The organism is Jeongeupia sp. USM3 (genome assembly GCF_001808185.1).
GTDB lineage: Bacteria > Pseudomonadota > Gammaproteobacteria > Burkholderiales > Chitinibacteraceae > Jeongeupia.
Window position 1 is genome coordinate 2,404,681 of the sequence record NZ_CP017668.1, and the last position, 21,958, is coordinate 2,426,638.

Genomic DNA, 21,958 nt, shown 5'->3' on the forward strand with positions numbered 1-21,958 from the left:
ATGGATGCCCTCAATGAGTCGCCGGTCATCAGTGCCAGCGTCAATATGCTGAAGCCCGATCACAACGCAGGGCTCGAAGCGCTGCTGAACAAGCTGCAACCGCTGCTGGACGGCGGGCGCATGGACAATATCGTCGACGTCCTCGCTTTGGTTTCCGACCTGGTCGACCTGCTGGATTCGGCCCTGGTGGAAAAGCTGGCCGGTTTGTTCGAGGATGCGACCGCTGTGTCCTGGAGTCTTGGCAATGCGGTGCGGATGGCCAAGGCCGAAACCAGTGCCGAGGAGGCTCCCCCCAGTCTCTATGGCCTGCTGTCGCTGCTTCGTGAAGCGGACACCCGCCGCGGAGTGGCATTGGCACTCAGAACGCTGAACGCGATCGGAAAGCAGTGCTAACCTAGCGTTTCCGCATCAGCAGCGACGGCATCGCAATGCCGATCGTCAGCGCCAGCAGGATCATCGCCGCGCGCACGATGCTGCTGCCGGCGTCGACCAGATAGGCCTCGCCCGACTGCCCGGCCGCGAGCCCGGAGAGCTTCATCAGCGCATGCACGGCCTCGTACATCGACACGCCGGGCACCATCGGGATCGCCGCCGAGATCGCGAACACCGGCGCGGCGAGCCGCGCGCGGCGGGCCCACAGCTCGGCCAGCCCGCCGATCGCCAGCGCCGCCAGCAGCGTGCCGAGGGTGATGTCGATGCCGGTGTGCATCAGCACGTCGCGCAGCAGCCGGCCGATCACCGCCAGCACCGCGGCGGCCCACAGCGCGCGCGGCGGCGCGTTGAACAGCAGCGCGAAACCGAGCGCCGCCGGCGCGGCCCACAGCGAGATCAGCCAGCTGCTCATGCGACGATCCTCAACGCCACGCTCATCCCCAAAGCCAGCCCGACGACGAAGACCGCGCCCATCGTCAGCCGCACCAGCGCGTTCAGGTAGCTGCCGCTGAGCAGGTCGGCCGCGCCGTTGATCAGCGGCACGCCGGGAATCAGGAACAGCACCGACGCCGCCAGTGCCGCTTCGGGCGTGCCGGTCAGCGATTTCAGCAGACCGACGACCAGCGTCGCGACGAAGGCCGCCGCCGGCGCGAACACGAAGGGCTTGAAGTGGCGCTGCGCCAGCAGCTGGCGCACGCGCATGCCCAGCGCGGCGCCGACGCTGGTGACCGCCACCGCCATCAGGTCGCCGTGGAACAGCGCCGCGAAGGCGCCGCAGGCGAAGCCGACGAACACGGCCACCAGCCAAGCCGGATAGTAGTGTGGATAACTTTCAAGGTCGTCGAGCAGCGTGGCGAAGCCGTTGGCGCCGACACGGCCGGCTTCGAGCGCGTTGACGGCGCGACTGACGCCGGAGAGCACGCGGAAGTTGACCCCCATGTGCGGCGCACGGCGCAGCGCGGTTTCCTGCCGGCCGTCGACGCTGACGGTGACGCCGAGGCTCAGCGACGAGACGATCGCGTCGACGCGGCCGGCGCCGAGCGCGCGCGCGGCGCGATCGAGCGTGGCCGTGGTGCGCGCGGTATCGCCGCCGCTCTGGTGCACCAGCACCGCGGCGTCGAGCGCCAGCTTGGCGATCCGGGCCGGATCAGGGGGGGGATGAGGCAGTCGCACGTCCATGCTTCGATTGTGGACCGGATGCATTGCGGCGTTTTTGCCAACGATCAAGCCGCCACAGCAAAAGCAGCGCCAAAACAAGGCCATAGGTCGCCGGCTCGGTGATGTCGCGCTTCACCAGCCACCAGAAGTGCACGACGGCGAGAATCGCGATCGGGTAGACGAGCTTGTGCAGGCGGCCCCAGTTGCGCCTGAGCCGGCGCACCATCGCGTCGTTCGACGTCACCGCCAGCGGGATCAGCAGCACGAAGGCGGTAAAGCCGACGGTGATGAACGGCCGCTTGTAGATATCCCGCCACATCGCCGCGACATCGAAAAAGTGGTCGAGCGCAAACCAGGTCGTGAAGTGCAGGCAGGCGTAAAAGAACGCGAACAGCCCGAGCATCCGGCGGAAGCGGATCAGCTCGTTGCGGCCGGTGAGCTGGCGCAGCGGCGACACCGCCAGCGTGAGCAGCAGGCCGACCAGCGCCCAGGTGCCGGTCGAGCGGGTGACGAACTCGACCGGGTTCACCGCGCCGGGCGTCAGCCAGACCAGCCGCGCCAGCGGCAGCAGGCAGATCAGGAAAACGGCGATTTTCAGGTGTCGGATCATGGTGCTTGGGCCTTGTCGGTGTGCAGCGGTTCCGCCCATCGGGCGGTTGCGCATCTCGCTGCCGTCCGGTGTTCCGAGCCCCGCAAGGGGGCTTGCTGTCGGGGTGTCCTTATGGACCCGATGTCCATTCCGGTTCACCCCCAGGGTACTTTCTGCGGGGCGCCTGCGCTTAGCGGCGAAAGCGGGCTGCCCTGGCCTGCCTGCTGGGCGGGCCCACGGGGGCGACCCGCCGGACACGCTTGGCACTTTTTCATCTGCCGTGCCCCTATGGCTTGGTCGTTGCAGCCGCGCCGATCTGACAGACCTTATAATCGTTTCTTTTCCCGCGCCCGCCACCGCCATGACCATCGTCCAGTCCGCCCACCGCCTCGTCATCAAGGTCGGCTCCAGCCTCGTCACCAACGAAGGCCGCGGGCTCGACCACCAAGCGCTGGCGCGCTGGGCCGAGGAAATCGCCGAGCTTGCCAAGCAGGGCAAGGAAGTCGTGCTGGTCTCGAGCGGCGCCGTCGCCGAAGGTGTCGCCCGGCTGGGCTGGAGCGAAAAGCCGACCGCCGTCCACGAAAAGCAGGCCGCCGCCGCCGTCGGCCAGATGGGGCTGGCGCAGGGCTACGAGAGCGCGTTCCGCCAGCACGGACTGAAAACCGCCCAGGTGCTGCTGACGCACGACGACATGGCCGACCGCACCCGCTACCTGAACGCACGCTCGACACTGCTCACCCTGCTGTCGTTCGGCGTGATCCCGATCATCAACGAGAACGACACCGTCGTTACCGCCGAGATCAAGTTCGGCGACAACGACACGCTCGGCGCGCTGGTCACCAACCTGATCGAAGGCGACGCGCTGATCATCCTCACCGACCAGCAGGGGCTGTACACCGCCGACCCGCGCAGCAACCCGGATGCGCAGTTCGTCAACCAGGCGATTGCCGGCACGCCCGAGCTCGAAGCGATGGCCGGCGGCGCCGGTTCGTCGGTGGGGACCGGCGGCATGTATACCAAGATCGTCGCAGCCAAGCGCGCCGCCCGCAGCGGTGCCGCCACGGTGATCGCCAGCGGCCGCGAGCCGCAGGTGCTGACCCGGCTCGCCGCCGGCGAAGCCATCGGCACGCTGCTGATCTCGCAGACCACGCCGCTGGCGGCCAAGAAGCAGTGGATCGTCGACCACCTGCAGATCCACGGCCGCGTGCATGTGGACGAAGGCGCGCGCCGCGCCATGCTCGACAAGGGCTCCAGCCTGCTGCCAATCGGCGTCACCCGCATCGACGGCGACTTCCCGCGCGGTGAAATCGTCCGTGTCGTCGGCCCGGACGGCCTCGAATTCGCCCGTGGCATCGCCAACTACCCGAGCAAGGACGCCAAACGCATCCTGCGCCAGCCGACCGGCCAGATCGAGGCCACGCTGGGCTATATCGACGAACCGGAGCTGGTGCACCGGGACAATCTGGTGCTGCTGTAAGGTCTCGTCGCGCAGGAAGCGCGTTCAGCGCGATTTTTTTGTATTGCTGTTGATCCGGCATTGCAAGGAACGATGCCTGGATCAGCGTGCGATTGTCGAATGATTTTATTTCAATGGCTTTGCCAAATTTCATGAAGAGAATATTTGTAATTCTTGTGGCTGCATTACTCACGGGCTGTGCAGCCAGCCCGTATCAAATTGCGACGGATAATATTGGTAGCGGAAAATCATACGCCGATATCGGATTGAAGAAGGAAAATGTAAAAACTCAGGCACCCTGCATTACTGGCACAGAAGGAAAGCTTGCTTTCGATTGCATCGTCGTGCAAAGCGATGTCGGCCTGAGTTTCCTCAAGTTCGACAAAGAACAGAAGATGTACAAGCCGGCCTTTGGAATAAAGTACGACGAAATTGCTGCGGTCGCATTGGTCAGAAACCATGCGCTGCGTCAGGTGCAGATTCGTACCAAGAGCCTTTTTACTTTTGCATTTTCAGCGGTTGGAATGATTATTTATGACGCTGACACAACAAGTAAAATATATGACGATATGGTTGGTTATGGGGTGTCGACATATTCAACCGAATATTTCATGCCATATTTGAATGGAAAGCCAAACGTAATCTATATGCCTATTGTCATTTGACGGAGTGGTGATCTGTCCGTTGGCATTGACGCCCCGTGATCAGCGAGGCGAGCAGTGTAGGTCGGGCTATATAAAATGAAGCCCGGCATTGGGCGAAAATGCGATCAATTGGTCATCGGACTGGCGCGTTGAGCATCACGGATTCGGCCCAAGCTGCGCGCTGGAAATGCCATCATTGGCAGCGTGCACGGCCGGCGGCTTGCGCCGCAGTCTCGCGACGGGGAAGCCCCTTTCATTCGTTAAGCCACTCAGGGATCGAAAATGGATGTTGACGCTGTCAAAATGCATTGCAGTCGCTACCCCGGTGCTTCGTCAAAGTTGTTCGGGCCACCCAGCAACGTCCTCGTCTACTACTCGGGCTGCAAGAAGTTTGCGTACTTCAAGACCAGCGAACCGGAACAGTGGCGTTTCAGTATCCGCACAACCCCTGAACGCTTCCTGGAGCTGACCGACGTACCCGGTATCAAACCTGCCCGTTACATGGGCCGATTTCACTGGGTCACCATCGTGAATGTCAGCGCCGTCCCTGCCGACTACCTGCAAGAGCTGATTGCGTGGTCGTATACCAGAGCGATCACGCGTCCCGGAAAGGCGACAGCACGTGGACCGGACTGAATAAGCCCCGGCATGCCCGGCGGTGGGTGCATGCCGTCATGGCGTTGATGCGCCGGGCTGGTCTCTGCCGGCCATGACGATGCTTACATGCATATCTGGATGAAAACAAGATTCATGCTGATTTCATTGGTGATGTACAGTAAGCGATTCCGTCGCGGCCATGCCGGGCGATGACGGTTTCCGCCCTTTGGCCCCTGGAGTTCTATGATCAGCGCAGCGAGCAGTCTGGACTATCCGTTCATCGAGAAAGTGACCCGCCAGAACATGGCGTACCACTATGCACAACACCGGATCGAGTGGAACGACGCAGCCTGTTCGACGGGTCTGGCGGCAACCGACAACTACGTCGTGCTGGACGGCGGCGAACGCGTTGCGGTGATCCGCCTCAGCTTCGGCCAGCACCACCTGTACATCAACGACCTGCAGGTCATCCCCAGAGTGCAGCGGAACGGCATCGGCACCCGCCTGCTCGACCACGCGATCTCGCTGGCCCGGGCCAGGAACCTCGACGCCGTGCGCCTCTGCGTGTTCAACGGCAACTCGGCGAAGAAGTTCTACGAAAAGCTCGGTTTCGATCCGGTCGGCGAACAGGGTTGCGTGCTGAGAATGGAGCACAAGCTCAACGGCGCCGCGGCGCACGTCGGCACTTAGTTCGGCCGGAATGGAATGAAGTCCGGGTTATGCACCGGCATGGTGTGTTTTTCAGTGCCGTTAGGGGGCGATAACACAGCGACGGACAAGCAATATGCGGCCCGCAGTGACGCCGATAAATTTATTGCACCATGTGGTGCGTTTAAACACGCTTTTTAGGGTGTTTAATTTTTTTAGGCGCTATGAACTCGCCAATTTTAATTGATCTAAATGACGGAAGCGTCGAGATTGAGAGCTTCCGCATCAGCTCTCGCTTGAAACTTAATGAGCTCACGGCAGCATTCACCGTTCAACCGGAACAACAAGTTATTGTTCTCGGTAAATCTGTCCTCTGCCAGTTCGCTTCAGTCCAACTCGTTGACAACGGCCTGCCGGTTCTCCTGGAGCTGCGTTTTGAGCGGGGAGCTCTGGTGAGCTGTTTCTTTACTTTCCCCAATGCAGAGCTAAGTGATGAGCATCACGCTTGTTCTCAGTGGCTTACAAGCAAGCTAGGGCAAACTAGTGGCCTAGCTTGCTTCCCGTGGGGCAGCGCTGGTGTTGCGATGGATCGCAGTGGAAACAGTCATGTATTTCTGCACAACAAAAACAACTGCTGGGCGCATTAAGCCACAGGCACCTAACCTTTCGGTCAGCCGGACGGCCCAAAGCTAAGCTTTGGGTTCCCTTCGCCACTACGTGGCTCCGGCCGCCCGTTACCTCCAACGCTAAAGGGCCACGATTCATGGGGCAGCAAAGTACAAGCGACAGTTTCATGCGTTGGCAAACGGTCACCATTGGTCAGCTTACTTATGTCATCAATCTCATTCTTGGTCTCACTGTGGCAACCATTGGCTTTCAGGTTACCCTGCTACTAAATAAAGGGTTCGCTCCCGTAGGTTGGCAAAAGTGCACGTTCTCTTTATCTCTGCTTCTCTTGTCAGCGTCCTTTGCGCTTGGCATCGCGGTCGTAGTCAACCGGCTCAGAGATTTTCGTGCAACCATGTTCACGGCAAAGCTCAGAGAACAAGGCGCTGCTGAGTCAGCAATTGAAGAACACCGGGCTCTTTATCAGCGGCTCGGTTCAAGAACTTGGGCTTTATTCTGGTGGCAGCTCGGCACCTTTGGTATTGGCGTTGCACTCACCGTTGTCAGTGCTCTTGCTTCGGTCGGTCACAAGCTGCTGTGAACCAACCCTCAAACCCTTCGCTCCAGCGGGCACGGTAGCCGCTGAGCTCAAATGGTAGGCCTAAACTGAATGTCAATCCCTGTGCTCGCGACCGGTTTTTTTGTTACCGCCCTTCTCCTTGTTGCGATTTATTACGCAATCATAAACTCAGCCGATTTCAAGAAACTCCCGAGCAACGAACAACCGGCAAAGAAAAAGAAATTGAAGAAAGTGTTTTTGCAAGCCGCCGTTATTGGCGCAATCATTGTCGGGTTCAAGGTGATCACGAATCAGGCTTAGACCTGACATGTCAATCAACCCGGACCGCCTTTGGCGTCCGGCTATTTTTAACGTCAGGTAGCTCATGAACGCCGTCGCTATCGCTTTCGCGGTGACCCTGCCTTTCTTGGGTATCGTTTTCGTCACATATCGAAAGCTTCAGCGCATGGTGTATCTACAAAAAATCACACCTGTTCTTGCTGTCTTTGTCGTATGGCTTGCCGTACTCGGTTTGCCATGGTTTTCCCTGTGGTTTTGGGTTCCTGTTGCCAACCATATCGTCGTGGTTTTTCCCGCATTGCGGACCCCGTCATGGGATGCTGGTCTTGCTATATCGCTTTATCTTGGCATGTGCATGTCTTATTTGTTTGGCGCGCTGGCTGCCGGCGCTATTTCCTGGCAGTTCATTCGCCGTTCAACCCATGGGCGCTCTGATAATGCAAGCTAACATGGCAGTCAAAGCCAGCCCCTTCCAGCCGCCGAATCGCCCTCAAGCGGGCGGCGCTTTATCTTCGTCAGGTACTTAACGATGCAAACGAAATGGACTGTTTTTTCTGTTGCGCTAACAGCGCTCATCGGTCTCGCGCCCGTGAGTGCGCACGCGGAAACCTATTCGGATGTGTACTCGGGAACAATAAAGCTTGAAGGAAAGGAAATAATCCTCACTCGCTGTGATCTGGCGAAAAACAAGTACGTTCTGACTTCAAAGAACAAGAACGGCGTGTTGAATGAACTGCCCCCCGAAATCAGAACGAACGGCATCGTATCCGCCGATGTCATCGCCGAGTACAAATCGAAGTCCGGACGGAATTATCTGGACGTCATTGAGCTGAGAAGCGTCCAGACCGGGAAATCATGCCATCTGCTTGATCTGCTTTGAGCTTCGCCAAGCGGTTGATCACCAGGTTCATCCTGCCGATCATTTTGATGCCAGGCCAACAATGCCGGAGTAATCCATGAAGAATCCTGTTGTGCACTTTGAAATCCCGGTCGGCGATCTGGAACGGGCCATTGCATTTTACGAAGCGGTATTCGGCCACGAGCTGGAACGCCTTGCGGTGGATGGCAACGACATGGCGTTTTTTCCGGCGGATCAGCGGGCGAACGGGATCAGCGGCGCGCTTGCCCGGGGGGCCAGCTATCTGCCGGGAAAACAGGGCGCCCGGATCTATTTCGGGGTCGCCAGCATTGATGACACGCTGGCCAAAGCGGTGTCGGCCGGGGGAAGCATCACCTATCCCAAGACGCCCATTGGTGATCTGGGCTGGGTGGCAGAGTTTGAAGATAGCGAAGGCAACTGCATTGCGCTGCATGCTGACGCAGCATCCGTGAATTAAACCCGCGCGGGCGCGGCCGTGCCGGCTTGGCGCCGGGCGGGAATCGCGGCCCAAAACCCTGCAGGGCAGAGGCTGAAAGGTCGGAGAATCCGCCGGACGACGATCGCCAACGCCACGAAAACGTCGCGGCGAGATCCGGCCGGTGACCGGCTGGCAGGCCGCCTGCTGCAGACATCAACTTCAAATCGTGCGGCCACGCAGGAGGGGCATACCGCGATGTTCAAGGCTGTTGAATCCGTCGTGCTGTTTGTTGCCGATATCGACGCCGCGGCCCGGTGGTATGCGGCCTTGCTGTCGGCCGACGTCGAATACGAGAACGCGCATTACGCCTATGTGCGCGGCCCGGGCGTGAGCCTCGGCTTCCACCCTGCGGACGGCAAGTGCCCGGGCGGCGTTGGCGGTACTACGGTGTACTGGACGGTGGCGGACCTGCAGGCGTCGATCGCGCAGCTGCAGGCCCGCGGGGCACGGCTTTACCGCGGCCCGATCGTCACCGGTCCGGGTGCGCGGGCCGCCATGCTGGTGGACCCGTTCGGTTGCAGCATCGGGCTCATGTCGTCCGGCCCCGGGGGTGATGCGCCGCGCGCGCCGTGAAAGCGGGCGTTTTGCCGTGCTTGTCGAGGGGCCGAGGCGACGGGCAGGCCACCGCCGTGCGGGTATCTCCGCGCGGCATTCCGGCGCAAAATCGCCTGCTTAGCGCAAGCAGGGAGTTCGCCGTGCCTTCGTCCGAACTGACGCCGTTGTCGAGCGACATCGTTTATGAAAACCCGTGGCTGCGCGTGCGCGAGGACCGTTTCATCCGGCCCGGCGGCGCCGAGGGTCTGTACGGCGTGGTCGAGAAGGACGATTTCGCCGTGATCGCCGCCGTCGCCGATGGCCGGGTGCTGCTGGTCGAGCAGTTCCGCTATCCGGTGCAGGGCCGCTACTGGGAGCTGCCGCAGGGCGTGGCCAAAGCGGCCAGGGGCGATCTGCTCGAAACCGCGAAAATCGAGCTGCGCGAGGAAACCGGTTTCGTCGCCGGGCACTGGGTCGACGCCGGGCCGCTGTTCCTCGCCTACGGGCTGACGACACAGGCGTACCGGGTTTTTCTCGCCACCGGGCTGACCCACGTCGGCGCCGAGCCCGAGGCCGAGGAGGAAGGACTGATCAGCCGCAGCGTTGCGGTTGCCGAGTTCGAGCGGATGATCATCGCCGGCGAAATCCGCGATTCGGTCACCGTGGCGGCATTCGGCCTGCTGCGGCTGAAAGGGCTGCTGTAGATCGTCGGGCAGCATCGATAGAGAACTGATGGAGAACCGGCCCCGCCCCCGTCCGGCGGCGGTTTTGAACCGGGAGGAATGCAAATGGCGCAGTACACCGCCGAAGTGATCTGGATGCGCGGCGATCAGGATTTTCTCGGCAACCGTTACAGCCGGCGGCATGCGCTGCGTTTCGACGGCGGCATCGAGGTCGCCGGTTCGTCGTCGCCGCATGTCGTGCCGTTGCCGATGTCCGACGCGGCGGCGGTCGATCCGGAGGAGGCGTTCGTCGCATCGCTGTCGAGCTGCCACATGCTGTGGTTCCTGTCGATTGCCGCCAAACGCGGTTTCTGCGTCGACTGCTACGTCGACCACGCGGTCGGCGAAATGGGCCCGAATGCCGAGGGCAAGACGGCGATGACGGTGGTGACGCTGCGTCCGGACGTGCTGTTCTCCGGCGACCGCCTGCCGAGCCGCGACGAGATCGGCCGGCTGCACCACGATGCGCATGCGGCGTGCTACATCGCCAATTCGGTGCGCACCGAGGTGCGCTGCGAGCCTTGCCTAGACTGAAGTGGTGACCGCCAGGGAGTGTTGCATGTCGTTTCAAAGCTATCTCGACAATATCCGCGCCAAGACCGGCCAGTCGCCCGACGACTTCCGCCGTCTGGCCGACGCCCGGGGTTTTGCGGTCGACGGCGTGCTCAAGCCCGGGGTGAAGGCTGGCCAGATCGTCGACTGGCTGAAGACCGACTTCGAGCTCGGTCACGGTCATGCAATGGCGGTTTACGCGCTGCTCAAGGGCATCCGGCGCGAGGGCGATGCCTGAACGAAAAAACGGCGCCCGCGGGCGCCGTTTTGCGAAGCGTACCGGGATCAGCCCAGCCCGCGGCCTATCTGCAGCGCCGCGGCGATATTGCGCGCGGCAAGCCGGACGTTGTCGGCCGCTTTGGCGAGTGCTTCGTCGACCGAGCAAGCGTGGTAGAGCACGCTGAACACCGCGTCGATGCCGTGCGCGTGGACGACGCCGACGTCGGGCGCCAGGCAGCCGGCGATGCCGATCACCGGCTTGCCGTGGCGCTTGGCGACGCGGGCGACGCCGATCGGCGTCTTGCCGTGGATCGTCTGGCTGTCGATCCGGCCTTCGCCGGTGATCACCAGGTCGCAATCGGCGACAATGGCGTCGAGGCCGACCGCTTCCATGACGATCTCGATCCCCGGCCGCAGCGTGCCGCCCAAGAACGCGAGCATCGCCGCGCCCATGCCGCCGGCGGCGCCGGCACCGGGCACGGTGTCGACGTGGATGCCGAGGTCGTGGCCGATCACGCTGGCGTAGTGGCCGAGGTTGGCGTCGAGCTGGGCGACGATCTCCGGCGTTGCGCCCTTCTGCGGGCCGAACACGTGCGAGGCACCCTTGGGGCCGGTCAGCGGGTTGTCGACATCGCAGGCGACGTCGATATGGCAGTCCTTGAGCCGGGGGTCGAGCCCGGCCACGTCGATCAGCGCCAGCCGCGCCAGCGCGCCGCCGCCGAAGCCGAGTTCGCGGCCGTCGCGGTCGAGCAGCCGGGCGCCGAGCGCCTGCACCATGCCGGCGCCGCCGTCGTTGGTCGCGCTGCCGCCGATGCCGATGATGAAGCGGCGGGCGCCGGCGTCGAGCGCGGCGCGGATCAGCTCGCCGGTGCCGTAGCTCGTCGTCTGCAGCGGATTGCGCAGGCTGGGCGGCACCAGCGCCAGGCCGCTGGCGGCGGCCATTTCGATGATGGCGGTCCGGCCGTCGCCGGACAGGCCGTAAAACGCCTGGACGCAGTCGCCGAGCGGGCCGGTCACGCTGGTGTGCACCAGCTTGCCGTGCAGCGCGTCGACCATCGCGGCGACGGTGCCTTCGCCGCCGTCGGCAACCGGCAGCTTCAGGTAGTCGGCGTCGGGCCAGACTTCGCGCATGCCGGCCTCGATATTGATCGCGACGTCGAGCGCCGACAGGCTTTCCTTGTACGAATCGGGGGCGATGACGATTTTCATGCTTCGCTCCTTGTCAGAAGATCTTGAACACGCCGAAGATCAGCGTCGACACGATGGTGATCACGAGGCCGACGGCGGTTTCGTACGGGATGACCTTGAGGCGTTCGGTGATGCTCATGTTCACCGCGCCACCGGTGGCGTGGAAGAAGCTGCCGTGCGGCATGTGGTCGAACACCGTTGCACCGCTGTGGATCATTGCCGCGGCCGCGAGTGCCGGCACGCCGAGCTCGAGCAGCGTGCTGCTGAACACCTGCGAAGCGACGACGGTACCGGCGGTGGTTGACGCGGTCGCCAGCGACATCAGCGCACCGGACACCGGCGCCAGCACGTAGGCCGGTAGGCCCGACGCCTGCAGCACGTCGATCAGCACGACCTTGAGGTGCGAGGCGCCGATGATGCCGGCAAGCGTACCGGTGCCGAGCAGCATGATCGCCACCGGCGCCATCCGGCCCAGGCCGGCAACGGCGTAGCTGTTGCTGTTCTTGAACTTGCCCATTGCCAGCGCGCCCATCAGCCCGCCGAGCGGCAAGGCGATCATCGGGTCGATCTTGATGCCGAACAGCGGACGCAGCGCCAGGAGCACGATGGCGACGACCGGTGCGACCAGCGCCGCGCCGAACGACGGCAGGCTGCCGTGGTCGTGCTGGATCACCTCGGATTCCTGCACCTTGCTGCCGCGGTTGATCAGCCGCTTGGCGATGAAATACGCCGCCACCAGGCCGAACAGGCCCGGGATCACGCCGGCACCCATCACGCTGGTCAGCGGCAGGTGGAAGGTGTCGGCCGCGGCGATCGCGTTCGGGTTCGGGCTCATCACGTTGCCGGCCTTGCCGCCGCCGATCATCGCCAGCAGGATCGCCATTTTCGACAGGTCGGCCCGGCGGGCGATCGCCAGTGCGATCGGCGCGACGGTGATCACCGCAACGTCGATGAACACGCCGACGGCGGTCAGGATCATCGTCGCAACCGCCAGCGCCAGCAGCGCGCGGGTTTCGCCGAGCTTCTTGACGATGGTTTCGGCGATGGCCGCGGCCGCGCCCGATTCGATCAGCACGCCGGCGAGCACGCCGGCAGCGAGGATGCGCAGCACCGCGGGGATGATGCCCTTGGCGCCGCCCATCATCAGCTCGACCGTGGCCGAGATGTCGACGCCGCCGACGAGGCCGCCGACCAAGGCGCCGACGATCATGCCGTAGGCCGGCGGCACTTTCTTGAGGATCAGGCCGATGGCGACGACGAGCGCCGCCAGCGCGCCGAGGGTAGAGACTTCCATGATATCGACTCCCATGTGTTGTGGAGCCGATGGTAGTCGGCGGATTCCGACTACACTACGTGCAATTGCACGAACTATGCCGATGGGTTTTCGGTATTTTTCGGAGGTTTGATGGGAATCAAGCCGGCCGGGTCAGGTCGAGCTGCAGCGCGACGTACAGCAGCAGCCGGTTGTCGGTGTGCTCGAGAGTCAGCCCGGTCGCATCGGCGATGCGCGACAGCCGGTAGTCGAGCGTGTTGCGGTGAATGCCGAGCGCCTGCGCGGTGCGGCCGGGGTGCATGTCGTTGGCGAACCACGCGAGCAAGGTCTCGCGCAGCTGGCCGCGCGCATCGGCGCGCTGCAGTTGCGCCAGCGGCCGCGCCAGCTCGGCGGCCTGCCAGCTCTGGTGCAGGCCTTCGAGCAGTACCGGCAGCGCCAGGTCCTGGTAGAAATACGCCCGCGCATCCGGGTCGCGCTGGCGGCCGAGCTTGAGCGTCGTCGCCGCGGTGCGGTACGAACGGGCGAGGCCGCCGGCACCGGCGAAGTAGTTGCCGAGCGCGATGCGCACGCCGAGCGGGCTCTCGATGCGCATCCGTGCCAGCAGCTGCCAGACGCGGTCGCGGTGCGATTCGAAATCCCAGCGGCCGGCGCGCTCGACCACCGGCTTCAGAACGACGACTTCGGACAGTGAAACCGTGGCGATCAGGTTGTCGCGCTCGGGGGTGGTCAGCAGCGTCTGCAGCCGCTGCAGCTCGTTGAAGGCGGCGTCGACGCCGAGCTCGCTGCTGTCGATTTCGATCACCGCGGCGACGCGCGGCGCGGCCAGGTCGATGCCGAGCTGGCGGGCCCAGTCGGTCAGCCGGGCATCGGGTGTTTCGGTGCGGGTCAGCTCGAGCACCAGCTCCTCGCGCAGCCGGGTGTCGCGCGCCAGCAGCCGGGTCAGCCTCGCCTGCTCGAGCGTCATTTCGGCGGTCACGCGCACCAGCTCGCCGAACTGGCGTACCGCGCCAGGCTCGCCGGTCAGGCCGACGACGCCGACGATGCGCCCTTCGCTCGACAGCGGCAGGTTGACGCCGGGGCGCACGCCCTTGAGCCGCTCGGCCGTGGCGCCGTCGATCTCGACGGTGCGTGCCTGCGCCAGCGCCAGCAGCGCGCCTTCGTGCAACTGGCCGATCCGTTCGGGGTGGCCGCTGGCGACGATGGTCCCGCCCTCGTCCATGACGTTGACGTTGCAGGCGATGATGCGCATCGTCCGCGCAACGATCTCCTGCGCCAGCGCCGGGTCGAGCCGGCTCATGACAGCCGGTCCTAGTAGTTGCCGCCGGGGTTGACGACCGGCTTCTGGGCCCGGCTCAGGCCGAAGCCCTTGCGGATGTCGTCCTGCGCCAGCGGATCGTTGAAACGGCAGAAGTCGTCGAGCAGCTCGCCCGAGTAGGCGTTGTAGTTGGCCTTGACGACCTTCTGCCACTTGCGGTTCAGGTCCTGCCACTGGCCGTCGCCACTGCCGTAGGCGTAGACGCGGTATTGCGCGCTGCTGCAGTCCATCGCCTCGTAGGTGACGTTCCAGACGCCGCCCTTGGGCACGACGGCGACGGCGTAGCGCACCAGCTTGTCGTCGGGGCTGACGGTGATCGAGTCGACGGCAATGTAGAAGCTGTTGCGGCGCGATTCGTAGTTGACGGTGAACGGCGCCCACTGCTTCAGCGACGACAGTTCGGGCCGGTCGAACGGTTTTTCGGCCGGCGCCGGCTGCTCCTTGTCCTTGAGCATGTCCATGATGTTGAGGCCGGTGTTGTCGCCCGCGGTCTGCGGGTTGTTGTACTCGGCGGCGTGGACGGAAGCGGCAAGGCAGGCGGCGATCAGGGCGAGGCGTTTCATCAGCGGGACTCCGGATAACGCTGGCGATGCTAGCACACGTCAGCGTTGCCCGGCCCGGATCGGGATCACCTTGCCCGGCGGATGGACGAACCAGCCCGGCTGCAGCGTCGCGTGGCCGATGCCGAAGCGCTCGCTCAGCATCCGCGTCAGCCGCAGCAGCAGCCCCGGCCATTGTTCGGGTTGCGCGACGACGAGGTGCGCCGACATCGCGACCCGGCCGCCGCCGAGCGGCCAGACGTGCAGGTCGTGGACCTCGATCACGCCGGGCTCGGCGGCGATCGCCGCGCCGATCTCGGCCAGGTTCAGGTGGCCGGGCACGCCGTCCATCAGCTCGTGCGTCGACTGCCGCAGCAGCCGCCAGGTCGAACGCAGGATCAGCAGCGACACGGCAACCGAGAGGATGGGGTCGATCGGCAGCCAGCCGGTGAACCAGATCACCGCGCCGGCGACGATGGCGGCGACCGAGCCGAGCAGGTCGCCGAGGACGTGGACCAGCGCGGCACGGCTGTTGAGGTTGTGCGCGTCGCCGGCGAGCAGCCACGCCGAGACGAGGTTGACCAGCAGGCCGATCACCGCGATCAGCATCACCCCGCCGCCGTTGACCGGCTGCGGCGCCACCAGCCGGCTGACCGCCTCGACGGCGATCCAGATGATCAGCGCGATCATCGCCAGGCTGTTGACCAGCGCGCCGATCAGCTCGGCACGGGCGTAGCCGTACGACTGCTGCGCGTCGGCCGGCCGGCGGCCGATCACGTTGGCGATCACCGCCAGCAGCAGCGCGGCGCTGTCGGTGAACATGTGGCCCGCGTCGGAGATCAGCGCCAGCGAACCGGCCCACACCCCGCCGCCGAGCTCGACCAGCGCGAAGCCGGCGGTCAGCACCAGCGCCAGCAGCAGCCGCCGTTGCGATGCGCCGGCGCCGTGGCGATGATCGTGCCGGTCGTGGTCGTGGTCGTGGTCGTGGTCGTGGTCGTGGTCGTGGTCGGGCGTCATGGGGCCTCCGTATTCCGAAGTCTAGGGCCTGGCGACACCGCACGGGGCCCGAGATGCCCCGAAGCCGCAGGGCCGAGCCGAAAACAGCCCCGCCGCTGCGTCCCCGGCAACCACTCGTCATTACCTGCAAAAGGGCACGTCGCGTGCCTTGTCGCTGGCCTTCGGCACGGCGCAGCCGCGAAACGCGTGACGACAGCCCTTGGGCACCGGGGCCCGAAACAACCACCGGCGGGTGGCATGCCGATCCGGCGGTGCTTGCGCTCCGGCCGGATGGCTGCAGTCCTATCGGTCCGGATTCAGGTTCTTGTTGAGCTGTTCCAGCTCTTTCCTGATCGCGGCACACACGCCCCAGAGCGTGATCAGCGTGATGATGCTGATCACGAAGGAGATCGCCGCCATGACCTCGACACCGATCGGCAGCAGGTCCTTTCCGGGGGACACGTTGAAGATGAAGTCATCTGCACCGACGATGCCGGCGATCGCACAGGAAACGACGAGAATCCAGAAACAGCGGGAAAATAACTTGGACATTCGGGTGGAAGCGGGACCGGTCTGAACCAAAGTACGGTATTTTACAATGCATTATGTTGCTTGTAGCAACCGTATTGCCCGGCCGGCTGCCGGGCCGCGAGCACTCCGCCAGCGTGCTGCCCGGCCGCGACGGGACGCTCAGGCCGGTAGCGGGAAGACGATCTGCACGGCAAAGCCGCCACCGTCGCGATTGCCGGCGCGGAGTCCGGCGCGGTGCAGGTCGGCGATCCGGGCGACGATCGACAGGCCGAGCCCGGCGCCGGGCAGCGCCTGGCCGACCGGGCGGAAAAAACGTTCGCCCAGTCTGGCCTGCATGCCGGCGTCGACGCCGGGACCGTCGTCGTCGACGGTCAGCGTGTGCGCGGCGATCCGCACCGTCACCGTGGCTTGCGGGCCGGCATAGCGGCGGGCATTGTCGATCAGATTGCGCAGCAGCACGGTCAGCAGTGCCGAATCGCCGAGCAGCGGCGACGGCGCGTGCAACTGCAGCAGCGGCGGCGGGATTCCGGCGGCGTCGAGCTCGGCGAACAGTGTCTCGCACAGCACCGGCCAGTCGATCCGCTCGCGTGCCAGCGTCCGCGCGGCGCCGTGCTGCTCGAGCCGGGCCAGCGCCAGCAACTGGTCGACAAGGCGGCTGGCGCGGTTGCATGCGGCCAGCGCCTGGGCCGTTGCCCGTTCGCGCCGCTCCGGGTCGCGCGCGCGTTCGGCGACCTCGAGCTGGACCTGGACCGCGGCGAGCGGCGTGCGCAGCTCGTGCGCGGCGTCGGCGGTGAAGCGCCGCTCGCGCGCGAATGCGGCGCCGAGTTCGTCGAACAGCCGGTTCAGCGTCCCCTGCAGCGGCAGCAGCTCGGGCGGCGCCGGCTGCGCCAGCGGCTCGAGCCGTTCGGGCGTGCGCGCGGCGACCGCATCGGCAAAATCGCGCACCGGCTGCAGCCCGCGCCAGACCAGCCACAACACCAGCGGCAGCAGCAGCGCCAGCACGACCAGCATCGGCAGCGCCAGATCGCCGGCGGTGTCGAGCGCGGTGTAGTCGCGCACCAGCTGCGGCTCGCCGAGCACCATCGCGTGATGGGTGGACGTCGCGACGCGGACCACCCAGCGCTGGCCGTCGAAATCGATCTCGTGCCGGCCAGCCGGCAGCCGGGGCAGCGGCGGCGACGAGCTCGCCTCGAGCAGCCGGCCCTGGTCGTCGTACAGCGCGAAGGCGGTCCGGTGCGGGTCGACCGTCGGCAGCGCGACCGGGTCGTCGGTGAACGCCGCCAGCGACAGCTGGGCATTCCATTCGAGCTGGTGGTCGAGCGCCTTGCCGATTTCGTGGCGGACCTGAAGGCCGACGCCGATGACCATCACCAGCCACAGCGCGAGCACGGCGACGGCGAGCGAGGCACCGAGCCGCCACAGCAGCGAGCGCGGCTTCATGCGAGCCGCCAGCCGAGGCCGCGGGCGTTCTCGATGCTGCCGGCGCCGAGCTTCTTCCTCAGGTGCGACAGGTGGACGTCGAGGCTGTTGCTCTCGCCCGATTCGAGCCAGCCGTACAGCCGCACCTCGATCTGTTCGCGCGACAGGTAGCGCGGCCGCGCCGACAGCAGCAGGTGCAGCAGCCGCGCCTCCATCGACGTCAGGCTGACGACGTCGTCACCGCGGCGGGCGGTCAGGCTGGCGGCGTCGAAGCGCAGGTCGCGCCAGCTCATCTCGGCCTCGGCCCGGCCGTTGGCGCGGCGGACCAGCGCGTGCAGCCGGGCGTCGAGCTCGCCGAGCGCGAACGGCTTGATCAGGTAATCGTCGGCGCCGGCGTTGAGCCCGGCGATGCGGTCGTCGACGCCGTCGCGTGCGGTCAGCACCAGCACCGGCAGCGCAATGCCGGCGCCGCGCAGCCAGCGCAGCAGCTCGATCCCCGGCAGCCGCGGCAGGCCCAGGTCGAGCACCAGCGCATTGAACGCCGTGTCGGCCTGCAGCGCCGTGCGCGCGGCCTCGCCGTCGGCGATCCAGTCGACGGTCCAGCCGGCGTCGCGCAGGCCTTCCTGCACGCCGTCGCCGAGCAGGGGGTCGTCTTCCACCAGCAGGATGCGCATTCGTGTTCTCCGGTTTCCTGCCACCATTATTTCACCGCCGGCACGGCGCGGGCAGCCGGCGCGGTACAATATGCTTTTGTACCTGCGCCGCTGCCATGACCGCCGACCAGACCATCGACCTCTCCGGCCTCAACTGCCCGCTGCCCATCCTGCGCACCAAAAAGGCGCTGGCGACGCTGGCATCGGGGCAGACGCTGTCCGTCACCTGTACCGACCCGGCAACGCCGACCGATTTCGCCGCCTTCTGCCGCCAGACCGGCCATGAACTGCTCGAATCGACGGCGGTCGAAGCCCAATTCCGTTTCCTGATCCGCAAGCGCTAGGGAGCGCTGAAAAAGTCGGCGAGCCGGTGAAGCGCAAGGAGGCAGGCGCGCAGAAACCGGAATGGACATGCCGTCCATGAGGATTTCGAGCACCGCCCGACACAGCGATTTGCTGGCGCAGCCACTTTTGCAAAGGTTTCCAATGACGACTCAACTCACGATCACCCGCCCCGACGACTGGCACCTGCACCTGCGCGACGGCGACCTGATGGCGTCGGTCGTTGCGCACACGGCGCGCGAGTTCGCCCGCGCCATCGTCATGCCCAACCTCAAGCCGCCGGTGACGACGGTCGAGCTGGCTGCCGCCTACCGCGACCGCATCCTCAAGGCCCTGCCGGCCGGCAGCGACTTCACGCCGCTGATGACCCTGTACCTGACCGGGGCGCTGACGCCCGACGAGGTCGCCCGCGCCAAGGCGTCCGGTTTCGTCCACGCGGTGAAGTTCTACCCGGCCGGCGCGACGACCAACTCCGAGGCCGGCGTGTCGGCGCTCGACGGCGTGATGCCGGCGCTGGAGAAAATGGCCGAAGTCGGCCTGCCCTTTCTGGTGCACGGCGAAGTCACCGACCCGTCGGTGGACGTGTTCGACCGCGAGGCGGCGTTCATCGACCGGGTGATGGCGCCGCTGCTCGCGCGGCTGCCGACCCTGCGCGTGGTCTTCGAGCACATCACCACCCGCCAGGCCGCCGAATTCGTCCTCGCCGCCGGCGACAACGTCGGCGCGACGGTGACGCCGCAGCACCTCTTGATGAACCGCAATGCGCTGTTCCAGGGCGGCATCCGCCCGCACCACTACTGCCTGCCGGTGCTCAAGCGCGAAGAACACCGCAGGGCGCTGCTGGCCGCGGTGACATCGGGCAGCAGCAAGTTCTTCCTCGGCACCGACAGCGCGCCGCACGCGCAGCACACCAAGGAAGCCGCGTGCGGCTGTGCCGGCATCTACTCGGCGCACGCGGCGCTGGGCTTCTACGCCGAGGCGTTCGAATCGGTCGGCAAGCTCGATGCGCTCGAAGCCTTCGCCAGCTTCAACGGCCCGGACTTCTACAAACTGCCGCGCAACACCGGCACCGTCACGCTGGTCAGGGAAAGCTGGACCGTGCCGGCCGCCTACCCGTTCGGCGAGCACGACGTCGTGCCGCTGCGCGCCGGCGAAACGCTGGGCTGGCGCCTGCAGGACCACGCAGCGTGACGACACTGGTCGCCCGCGACATCGCCCGGCCGGGCTGGTGGCTGTCCGGCGCCGTGCTGGCGCTGGCCGGCTGGTGGGGGCAGCCGCTGATCGCGCCCGATCACTTCGAGCGCGCCTTCTTCGGCCTGTTCTGGTACACGATGCTCGCGCTGGCCGCGGTGTTCTGGGCGCTGCCGAGCGAGCGCCGCCTCAGCGGCAACGAGTTCGTGCGCCGTACGATGCTGCTCGGCATCGTGCCGGTGTATACCCGCCGCCAGCCGGTGTCGAACTACCGGCAGGTGGTGCTCGAAACCGACCCGAACCTCGTCGGTCCGGACACGCTGTGGGTGCTGGTCGAGGGCGACGGCGGCCGCCGTTTCGCCTTCTCCCACCGCCGCGCAACCCGCCGCGGCCGCGCCCGGCAACTGGCGCTGGCGCGTGCGCTGGCCGAGGCCGGCGGACTTCCGTTTGCCGGCGAGGTGCTGAACGCGGGATAATGGCGCCGCGAAGCCGGCCGGATCGTCGCCGCCCCGGGCAATCGGGGGGGAGGAAAGTCCGGGCTCCGCAGGGCAGGATGCCGGCTAACGGCCGGGCGCCGCGAGGCGACGGAAAGTGCAACAGAGAGCTGAACCGCCGATGGCGGGGACTTCGCGGCGCGCAAGCGGCGCAAAGTCCACCCACTCAGGGTGCTTGCAGACTGGGTGGGTCGGGTTGAACGGTCGGTTGAAGCGATCGGGACCGCGTACAGGCAAGGGTGAAAAGGTGTTCCCGTCGGGGAAGCCCCGCAAGGGGCCGGTAAGAGCGCACCGCGGCGCTGGCAACAGTCGCCGGCAGGGTAAACCCCATCCGGAGCAAGACCAAGCAGCAGGCGTTGAGGCGGCCCGTCGAGCCTGCGGGTAGGTTGCTTGAGTGCAGTGGTAACGCTGCGCCTAGAGGAATGGCGGTCGCGCACGGTTCGCCGTGCGAACAGAACCCGGCTTACAGGCCGGCTTCGCCCGATCGCAACAAAAAAGCCGAGGTGAAAACCTCGGCTTTTTTACGTCTGTTCAGCGGCTTATTCAGCGGCGCAGCATGCATACCGTGCGCCACAAGGGGCCGAGCTGCTTCAGCGGGCGAGCGAGACACTTGACGTCGCCCGAAGTGAAACCAAAGCCTGCGGCTGGAGCGCGGGCAGGCGTCGCGAGCGGCCGAAGGCCAAGGAGTCAGCACCGCAGCAACCGGAATGGACGTGTTGTCCATGAGGATTGCGAGGCGCGCACGACGCAGGGATTCGGTCGCGCAGCAGCCTGCGCACGCCTCAGAGGGCGTCTTGCGGGTTGCCGGCCAGCAGCTTCCCTTCCAGCGCATTCACCCGGGCTTCGAGTTCGGTGAGCTTCTCGCGCGTCCGCGCCAGCACGTCCTGCTGGATCTCGAATTCCTCGCGGGTGACGAGGTCCATGCGGGTGAACGCGCTCGCCATCATCGCGCGCACGTTCTTCTCGACGTCCTTGGCCGGGCTGGCGGCGATCGCTTCGGAAATCTTGCTGGAGATCTCGTCGAAGAATTTTTCTTTCAGCATGGCTTTCTCTCCGTATTGGGCTGGGCAGGCTCGAAGTCTAGCAGATGGGTAGACCGCGCCGTGGCGGCGAAGTTGCGTCCCGGCGCAGGCACCGAGGCGGTGCGCCGGCATGGTGCAGCCCGCGTCGGCTGCGCCGAGTCGGTGCGTTTGCAACGGCTGCACCGGTGATCCGGGCCGGCCATCGTGTTTCCCGGCGATTGGCACGCTTTCTGCTAGACCTTCTACGTCATCGTCCTGTTTCCAAGGAGTCTCCCATGAAATTCGTCACCGCCATCATCAAGCCGTTCAAGCTCGATGAAGTGCGTGAGGCGCTGTCCGCGATCGGCGTACAGGGGCTCACGGTCATCGAAGTGAAGGGCTTCGGCCGTCAGAAGGGCCACACCGAGCTTTACCGTGGTGCCGAGTACATCGTCGACTTCCTGCCCAAGGTCAAGCTCGAGGTCGCGATTGCCGACGACCAGCTCGACGCGACGCTGGAAGCGATCGAAAAGGCCGCCAACACCGGCAAGATCGGCGACGGCAAGGTCTTCGTCTTCGATCTCGAGCACGTCGTGCGCATCCGCACCGGCGAAACCGGCGAAGCGGCCATCTAACTAAAAA

General features: G+C 65.3%; 31 protein-coding genes and 1 other RNA gene. 19 read left to right on the plus strand and 13 right to left on the minus strand.

The window, feature by feature from the left end:
- Positions 1 to 393: a DUF1641 domain-containing protein gene (locus BJP62_RS11275; RefSeq protein WP_083300877.1), complete on the plus strand. Its 393-nt coding sequence runs from the start codon at positions 1 to 3 to the stop codon at positions 391 to 393.
- A 1-nt stretch (position 394) separates the two neighbouring features.
- Here the strand turns inward: BJP62_RS11275 and BJP62_RS11280 are convergent, their stop codons facing one another.
- From BJP62_RS11280 to BJP62_RS11290, 3 genes are read right to left on the minus strand one after another with little or no spacing between them, the layout of a single operon-like run.
- Entirely contained in the window at positions 395 to 844 is a 450-nt protein-coding gene (locus BJP62_RS11280) for a threonine/serine exporter family protein (protein ID WP_070529731.1), read from the minus strand.
- Positions 841 to 1,611, minus strand: a complete 771-nt coding sequence (locus BJP62_RS11285; protein ID WP_070529732.1) for a threonine/serine exporter family protein — start codon at positions 1,609 to 1,611, stop codon at positions 841 to 843. Before BJP62_RS11285 ends, BJP62_RS11280 begins: the two co-directional genes overlap by 4 nt.
- Positions 1,580 to 2,200, minus strand: coding sequence for a sulfite oxidase heme-binding subunit YedZ (locus BJP62_RS11290; RefSeq protein ID WP_070529733.1), 621 nt, complete (start codon positions 2,198 to 2,200; stop codon positions 1,580 to 1,582). The genes BJP62_RS11285 and BJP62_RS11290 overlap by 32 nt, the downstream gene beginning before the upstream one ends.
- A 340-nt stretch (positions 2,201 to 2,540) precedes the next feature.
- Between BJP62_RS11290 and proB the strand changes: the two genes are divergently transcribed.
- From proB to BJP62_RS18455, 6 genes are all read left to right on the plus strand, one after another.
- A complete protein-coding gene (proB, locus tag BJP62_RS11295; protein WP_070529734.1) occupies positions 2,541 to 3,656 on the plus strand; it encodes a glutamate 5-kinase in 1,116 nt (371 codons plus the stop codon).
- A gap of 113 nt (positions 3,657 to 3,769) precedes the next feature.
- Positions 3,770 to 4,300 (plus strand): hypothetical protein, encoded by a 531-nt coding sequence (locus BJP62_RS18445; RefSeq protein WP_145927183.1) that lies wholly within the window; start codon positions 3,770 to 3,772, stop codon positions 4,298 to 4,300.
- A 261-nt stretch (positions 4,301 to 4,561) separates the two neighbouring features.
- Complete coding sequence (locus BJP62_RS11305) at positions 4,562 to 4,915, plus strand: MmcQ/YjbR family DNA-binding protein (protein ID WP_070529736.1); 354 nt, start codon at positions 4,562 to 4,564, stop codon at positions 4,913 to 4,915.
- A gap of 204 nt (positions 4,916 to 5,119) precedes the next feature.
- Complete coding sequence (locus tag BJP62_RS11310; RefSeq protein WP_070529737.1) at positions 5,120 to 5,566, plus strand: GNAT family N-acetyltransferase; 447 nt, start codon at positions 5,120 to 5,122, stop codon at positions 5,564 to 5,566.
- Between the two features lie 182 nt (positions 5,567 to 5,748).
- Positions 5,749 to 6,171: a hypothetical protein gene (locus BJP62_RS18450; RefSeq protein WP_145927184.1), complete on the plus strand. Its 423-nt coding sequence runs from the start codon at positions 5,749 to 5,751 to the stop codon at positions 6,169 to 6,171.
- Positions 6,172 to 6,317: 146 nt separating this feature from the next.
- A complete protein-coding gene (locus BJP62_RS18455) occupies positions 6,318 to 6,731 on the plus strand; it encodes a hypothetical protein (RefSeq protein ID WP_145927185.1) in 414 nt (137 codons plus the stop codon).
- 147 nt (positions 6,732 to 6,878) lie between these two features.
- Here BJP62_RS18455 and BJP62_RS18460 read toward each other — a convergent pair whose 3' ends face one another.
- Positions 6,879 to 7,076: a hypothetical protein gene (locus BJP62_RS18460; protein WP_145927186.1), complete on the minus strand. Its 198-nt coding sequence runs from the start codon at positions 7,074 to 7,076 to the stop codon at positions 6,879 to 6,881.
- On the opposite strand from BJP62_RS18460, the gene BJP62_RS18465 reads away from it, so the two are divergent.
- The 7 genes from BJP62_RS18465 to BJP62_RS11345 all read left to right on the plus strand — a co-directional run bounded on the left by BJP62_RS18465 (position 7,075) and on the right by BJP62_RS11345 (position 10,393).
- Complete coding sequence (locus BJP62_RS18465) at positions 7,075 to 7,437, plus strand: hypothetical protein (protein WP_145927187.1); 363 nt, start codon at positions 7,075 to 7,077, stop codon at positions 7,435 to 7,437. The genes BJP62_RS18460 and BJP62_RS18465 overlap by 2 nt on opposite strands.
- Positions 7,438 to 7,518: 81 nt before the next feature.
- Complete coding sequence (locus tag BJP62_RS11320; RefSeq protein WP_083300880.1) at positions 7,519 to 7,869, plus strand: hypothetical protein; 351 nt, start codon at positions 7,519 to 7,521, stop codon at positions 7,867 to 7,869.
- Between the two features lie 76 nt (positions 7,870 to 7,945).
- The gene (locus BJP62_RS11325) at positions 7,946 to 8,326 is read left to right on the plus strand and encodes a VOC family protein (RefSeq protein ID WP_070529739.1); all 381 of its coding nucleotides are present in this window, start codon (positions 7,946 to 7,948) and stop codon (positions 8,324 to 8,326) included.
- 216 nt (positions 8,327 to 8,542) lie between these two features.
- Entirely contained in the window at positions 8,543 to 8,920 is a 378-nt protein-coding gene (locus BJP62_RS11330) for a VOC family protein (protein ID WP_070529740.1), read from the plus strand.
- Positions 8,921 to 9,042: 122 nt separating this feature from the next.
- Entirely contained in the window at positions 9,043 to 9,585 is a 543-nt protein-coding gene (locus BJP62_RS11335; RefSeq protein WP_070529741.1) for an NUDIX hydrolase, read from the plus strand.
- 84 nt (positions 9,586 to 9,669) lie between these two features.
- Positions 9,670 to 10,137, plus strand: a complete 468-nt coding sequence (locus tag BJP62_RS11340) for an OsmC family protein (RefSeq protein WP_070529742.1) — start codon at positions 9,670 to 9,672, stop codon at positions 10,135 to 10,137.
- A gap of 25 nt (positions 10,138 to 10,162) precedes the next feature.
- Complete coding sequence (locus tag BJP62_RS11345) at positions 10,163 to 10,393, plus strand: DUF4287 domain-containing protein (RefSeq protein WP_070529743.1); 231 nt, start codon at positions 10,163 to 10,165, stop codon at positions 10,391 to 10,393.
- A gap of 47 nt (positions 10,394 to 10,440) precedes the next feature.
- Here the strand turns inward: BJP62_RS11345 and BJP62_RS11350 are convergent, their stop codons facing one another.
- The 8 genes from BJP62_RS11350 to BJP62_RS11385 all read right to left on the minus strand — a co-directional run bounded on the left by BJP62_RS11350 (position 10,441) and on the right by BJP62_RS11385 (position 18,309).
- Complete coding sequence (locus BJP62_RS11350; RefSeq protein ID WP_070529744.1) at positions 10,441 to 11,583, minus strand: glycerate kinase; 1,143 nt, start codon at positions 11,581 to 11,583, stop codon at positions 10,441 to 10,443.
- A 13-nt stretch (positions 11,584 to 11,596) separates the two neighbouring features.
- Positions 11,597 to 12,856 carry a GntP family permease gene (locus BJP62_RS11355; protein ID WP_236943600.1) on the minus strand — a complete coding sequence of 420 codons (1,260 nt, stop codon included), beginning with the start codon at positions 12,854 to 12,856 and terminating at the stop codon, positions 11,597 to 11,599.
- Between the two features lie 118 nt (positions 12,857 to 12,974).
- Positions 12,975 to 14,132 (minus strand): sugar diacid recognition domain-containing protein, encoded by a 1,158-nt coding sequence (locus BJP62_RS11360; protein WP_070529745.1) that lies wholly within the window; start codon positions 14,130 to 14,132, stop codon positions 12,975 to 12,977.
- Between the two features lie 11 nt (positions 14,133 to 14,143).
- Positions 14,144 to 14,713 carry a CNP1-like family protein gene (locus tag BJP62_RS11365; RefSeq protein ID WP_070529746.1) on the minus strand — a complete coding sequence of 190 codons (570 nt, stop codon included), beginning with the start codon at positions 14,711 to 14,713 and terminating at the stop codon, positions 14,144 to 14,146.
- A 39-nt stretch (positions 14,714 to 14,752) separates the two neighbouring features.
- Positions 14,753 to 15,706 (minus strand): cation diffusion facilitator family transporter, encoded by a 954-nt coding sequence (locus tag BJP62_RS11370; RefSeq protein WP_070529747.1) that lies wholly within the window; start codon positions 15,704 to 15,706, stop codon positions 14,753 to 14,755.
- Positions 15,707 to 15,988: 282 nt separating this feature from the next.
- Complete coding sequence (locus BJP62_RS11375; protein ID WP_070529748.1) at positions 15,989 to 16,237, minus strand: hypothetical protein; 249 nt, start codon at positions 16,235 to 16,237, stop codon at positions 15,989 to 15,991.
- 138 nt (positions 16,238 to 16,375) lie between these two features.
- Complete coding sequence (locus tag BJP62_RS11380) at positions 16,376 to 17,656, minus strand: ATP-binding protein (protein ID WP_070529749.1); 1,281 nt, start codon at positions 17,654 to 17,656, stop codon at positions 16,376 to 16,378.
- A complete protein-coding gene (locus tag BJP62_RS11385; RefSeq protein WP_070529750.1) occupies positions 17,653 to 18,309 on the minus strand; it encodes a response regulator transcription factor in 657 nt (218 codons plus the stop codon). The genes BJP62_RS11380 and BJP62_RS11385 overlap by 4 nt, the downstream gene beginning before the upstream one ends.
- A gap of 95 nt (positions 18,310 to 18,404) precedes the next feature.
- Between BJP62_RS11385 and BJP62_RS11390 the strand changes: the two genes are divergently transcribed.
- The 4 genes from BJP62_RS11390 to rnpB all read left to right on the plus strand — a co-directional run bounded on the left by BJP62_RS11390 (position 18,405) and on the right by rnpB (position 20,797).
- Positions 18,405 to 18,632 carry a sulfurtransferase TusA family protein gene (locus BJP62_RS11390; protein WP_070529751.1) on the plus strand — a complete coding sequence of 76 codons (228 nt, stop codon included), beginning with the start codon at positions 18,405 to 18,407 and terminating at the stop codon, positions 18,630 to 18,632.
- Positions 18,633 to 18,774: 142 nt separating this feature from the next.
- Positions 18,775 to 19,821 carry a dihydroorotase gene (gene pyrC, locus BJP62_RS11395; RefSeq protein ID WP_070529752.1) on the plus strand — a complete coding sequence of 349 codons (1,047 nt, stop codon included), beginning with the start codon at positions 18,775 to 18,777 and terminating at the stop codon, positions 19,819 to 19,821.
- Positions 19,818 to 20,297 carry a hypothetical protein gene (locus tag BJP62_RS11400; protein WP_070529753.1) on the plus strand — a complete coding sequence of 160 codons (480 nt, stop codon included), beginning with the start codon at positions 19,818 to 19,820 and terminating at the stop codon, positions 20,295 to 20,297. Before pyrC ends, BJP62_RS11400 begins: the two co-directional genes overlap by 4 nt.
- 9 nt (positions 20,298 to 20,306) lie before the next feature.
- Positions 20,307 to 20,797, plus strand: an RNA gene (gene rnpB / locus BJP62_RS11405) — RNase P RNA component class A.
- Positions 20,798 to 21,097: 300 nt separating this feature from the next.
- On the opposite strand, the gene BJP62_RS11410 is transcribed toward rnpB, so the two are convergent.
- Positions 21,098 to 21,358, minus strand: coding sequence for an accessory factor UbiK family protein (locus tag BJP62_RS11410; protein ID WP_070529754.1), 261 nt, complete (start codon positions 21,356 to 21,358; stop codon positions 21,098 to 21,100).
- Between the two features lie 254 nt (positions 21,359 to 21,612).
- On the opposite strand from BJP62_RS11410, the gene glnK reads away from it, so the two are divergent.
- Positions 21,613 to 21,951 carry a P-II family nitrogen regulator gene (gene glnK / locus BJP62_RS11415; RefSeq protein ID WP_070529755.1) on the plus strand — a complete coding sequence of 113 codons (339 nt, stop codon included), beginning with the start codon at positions 21,613 to 21,615 and terminating at the stop codon, positions 21,949 to 21,951.
- The last annotated feature ends 7 nt before the right edge of the window (positions 21,952 to 21,958 follow it).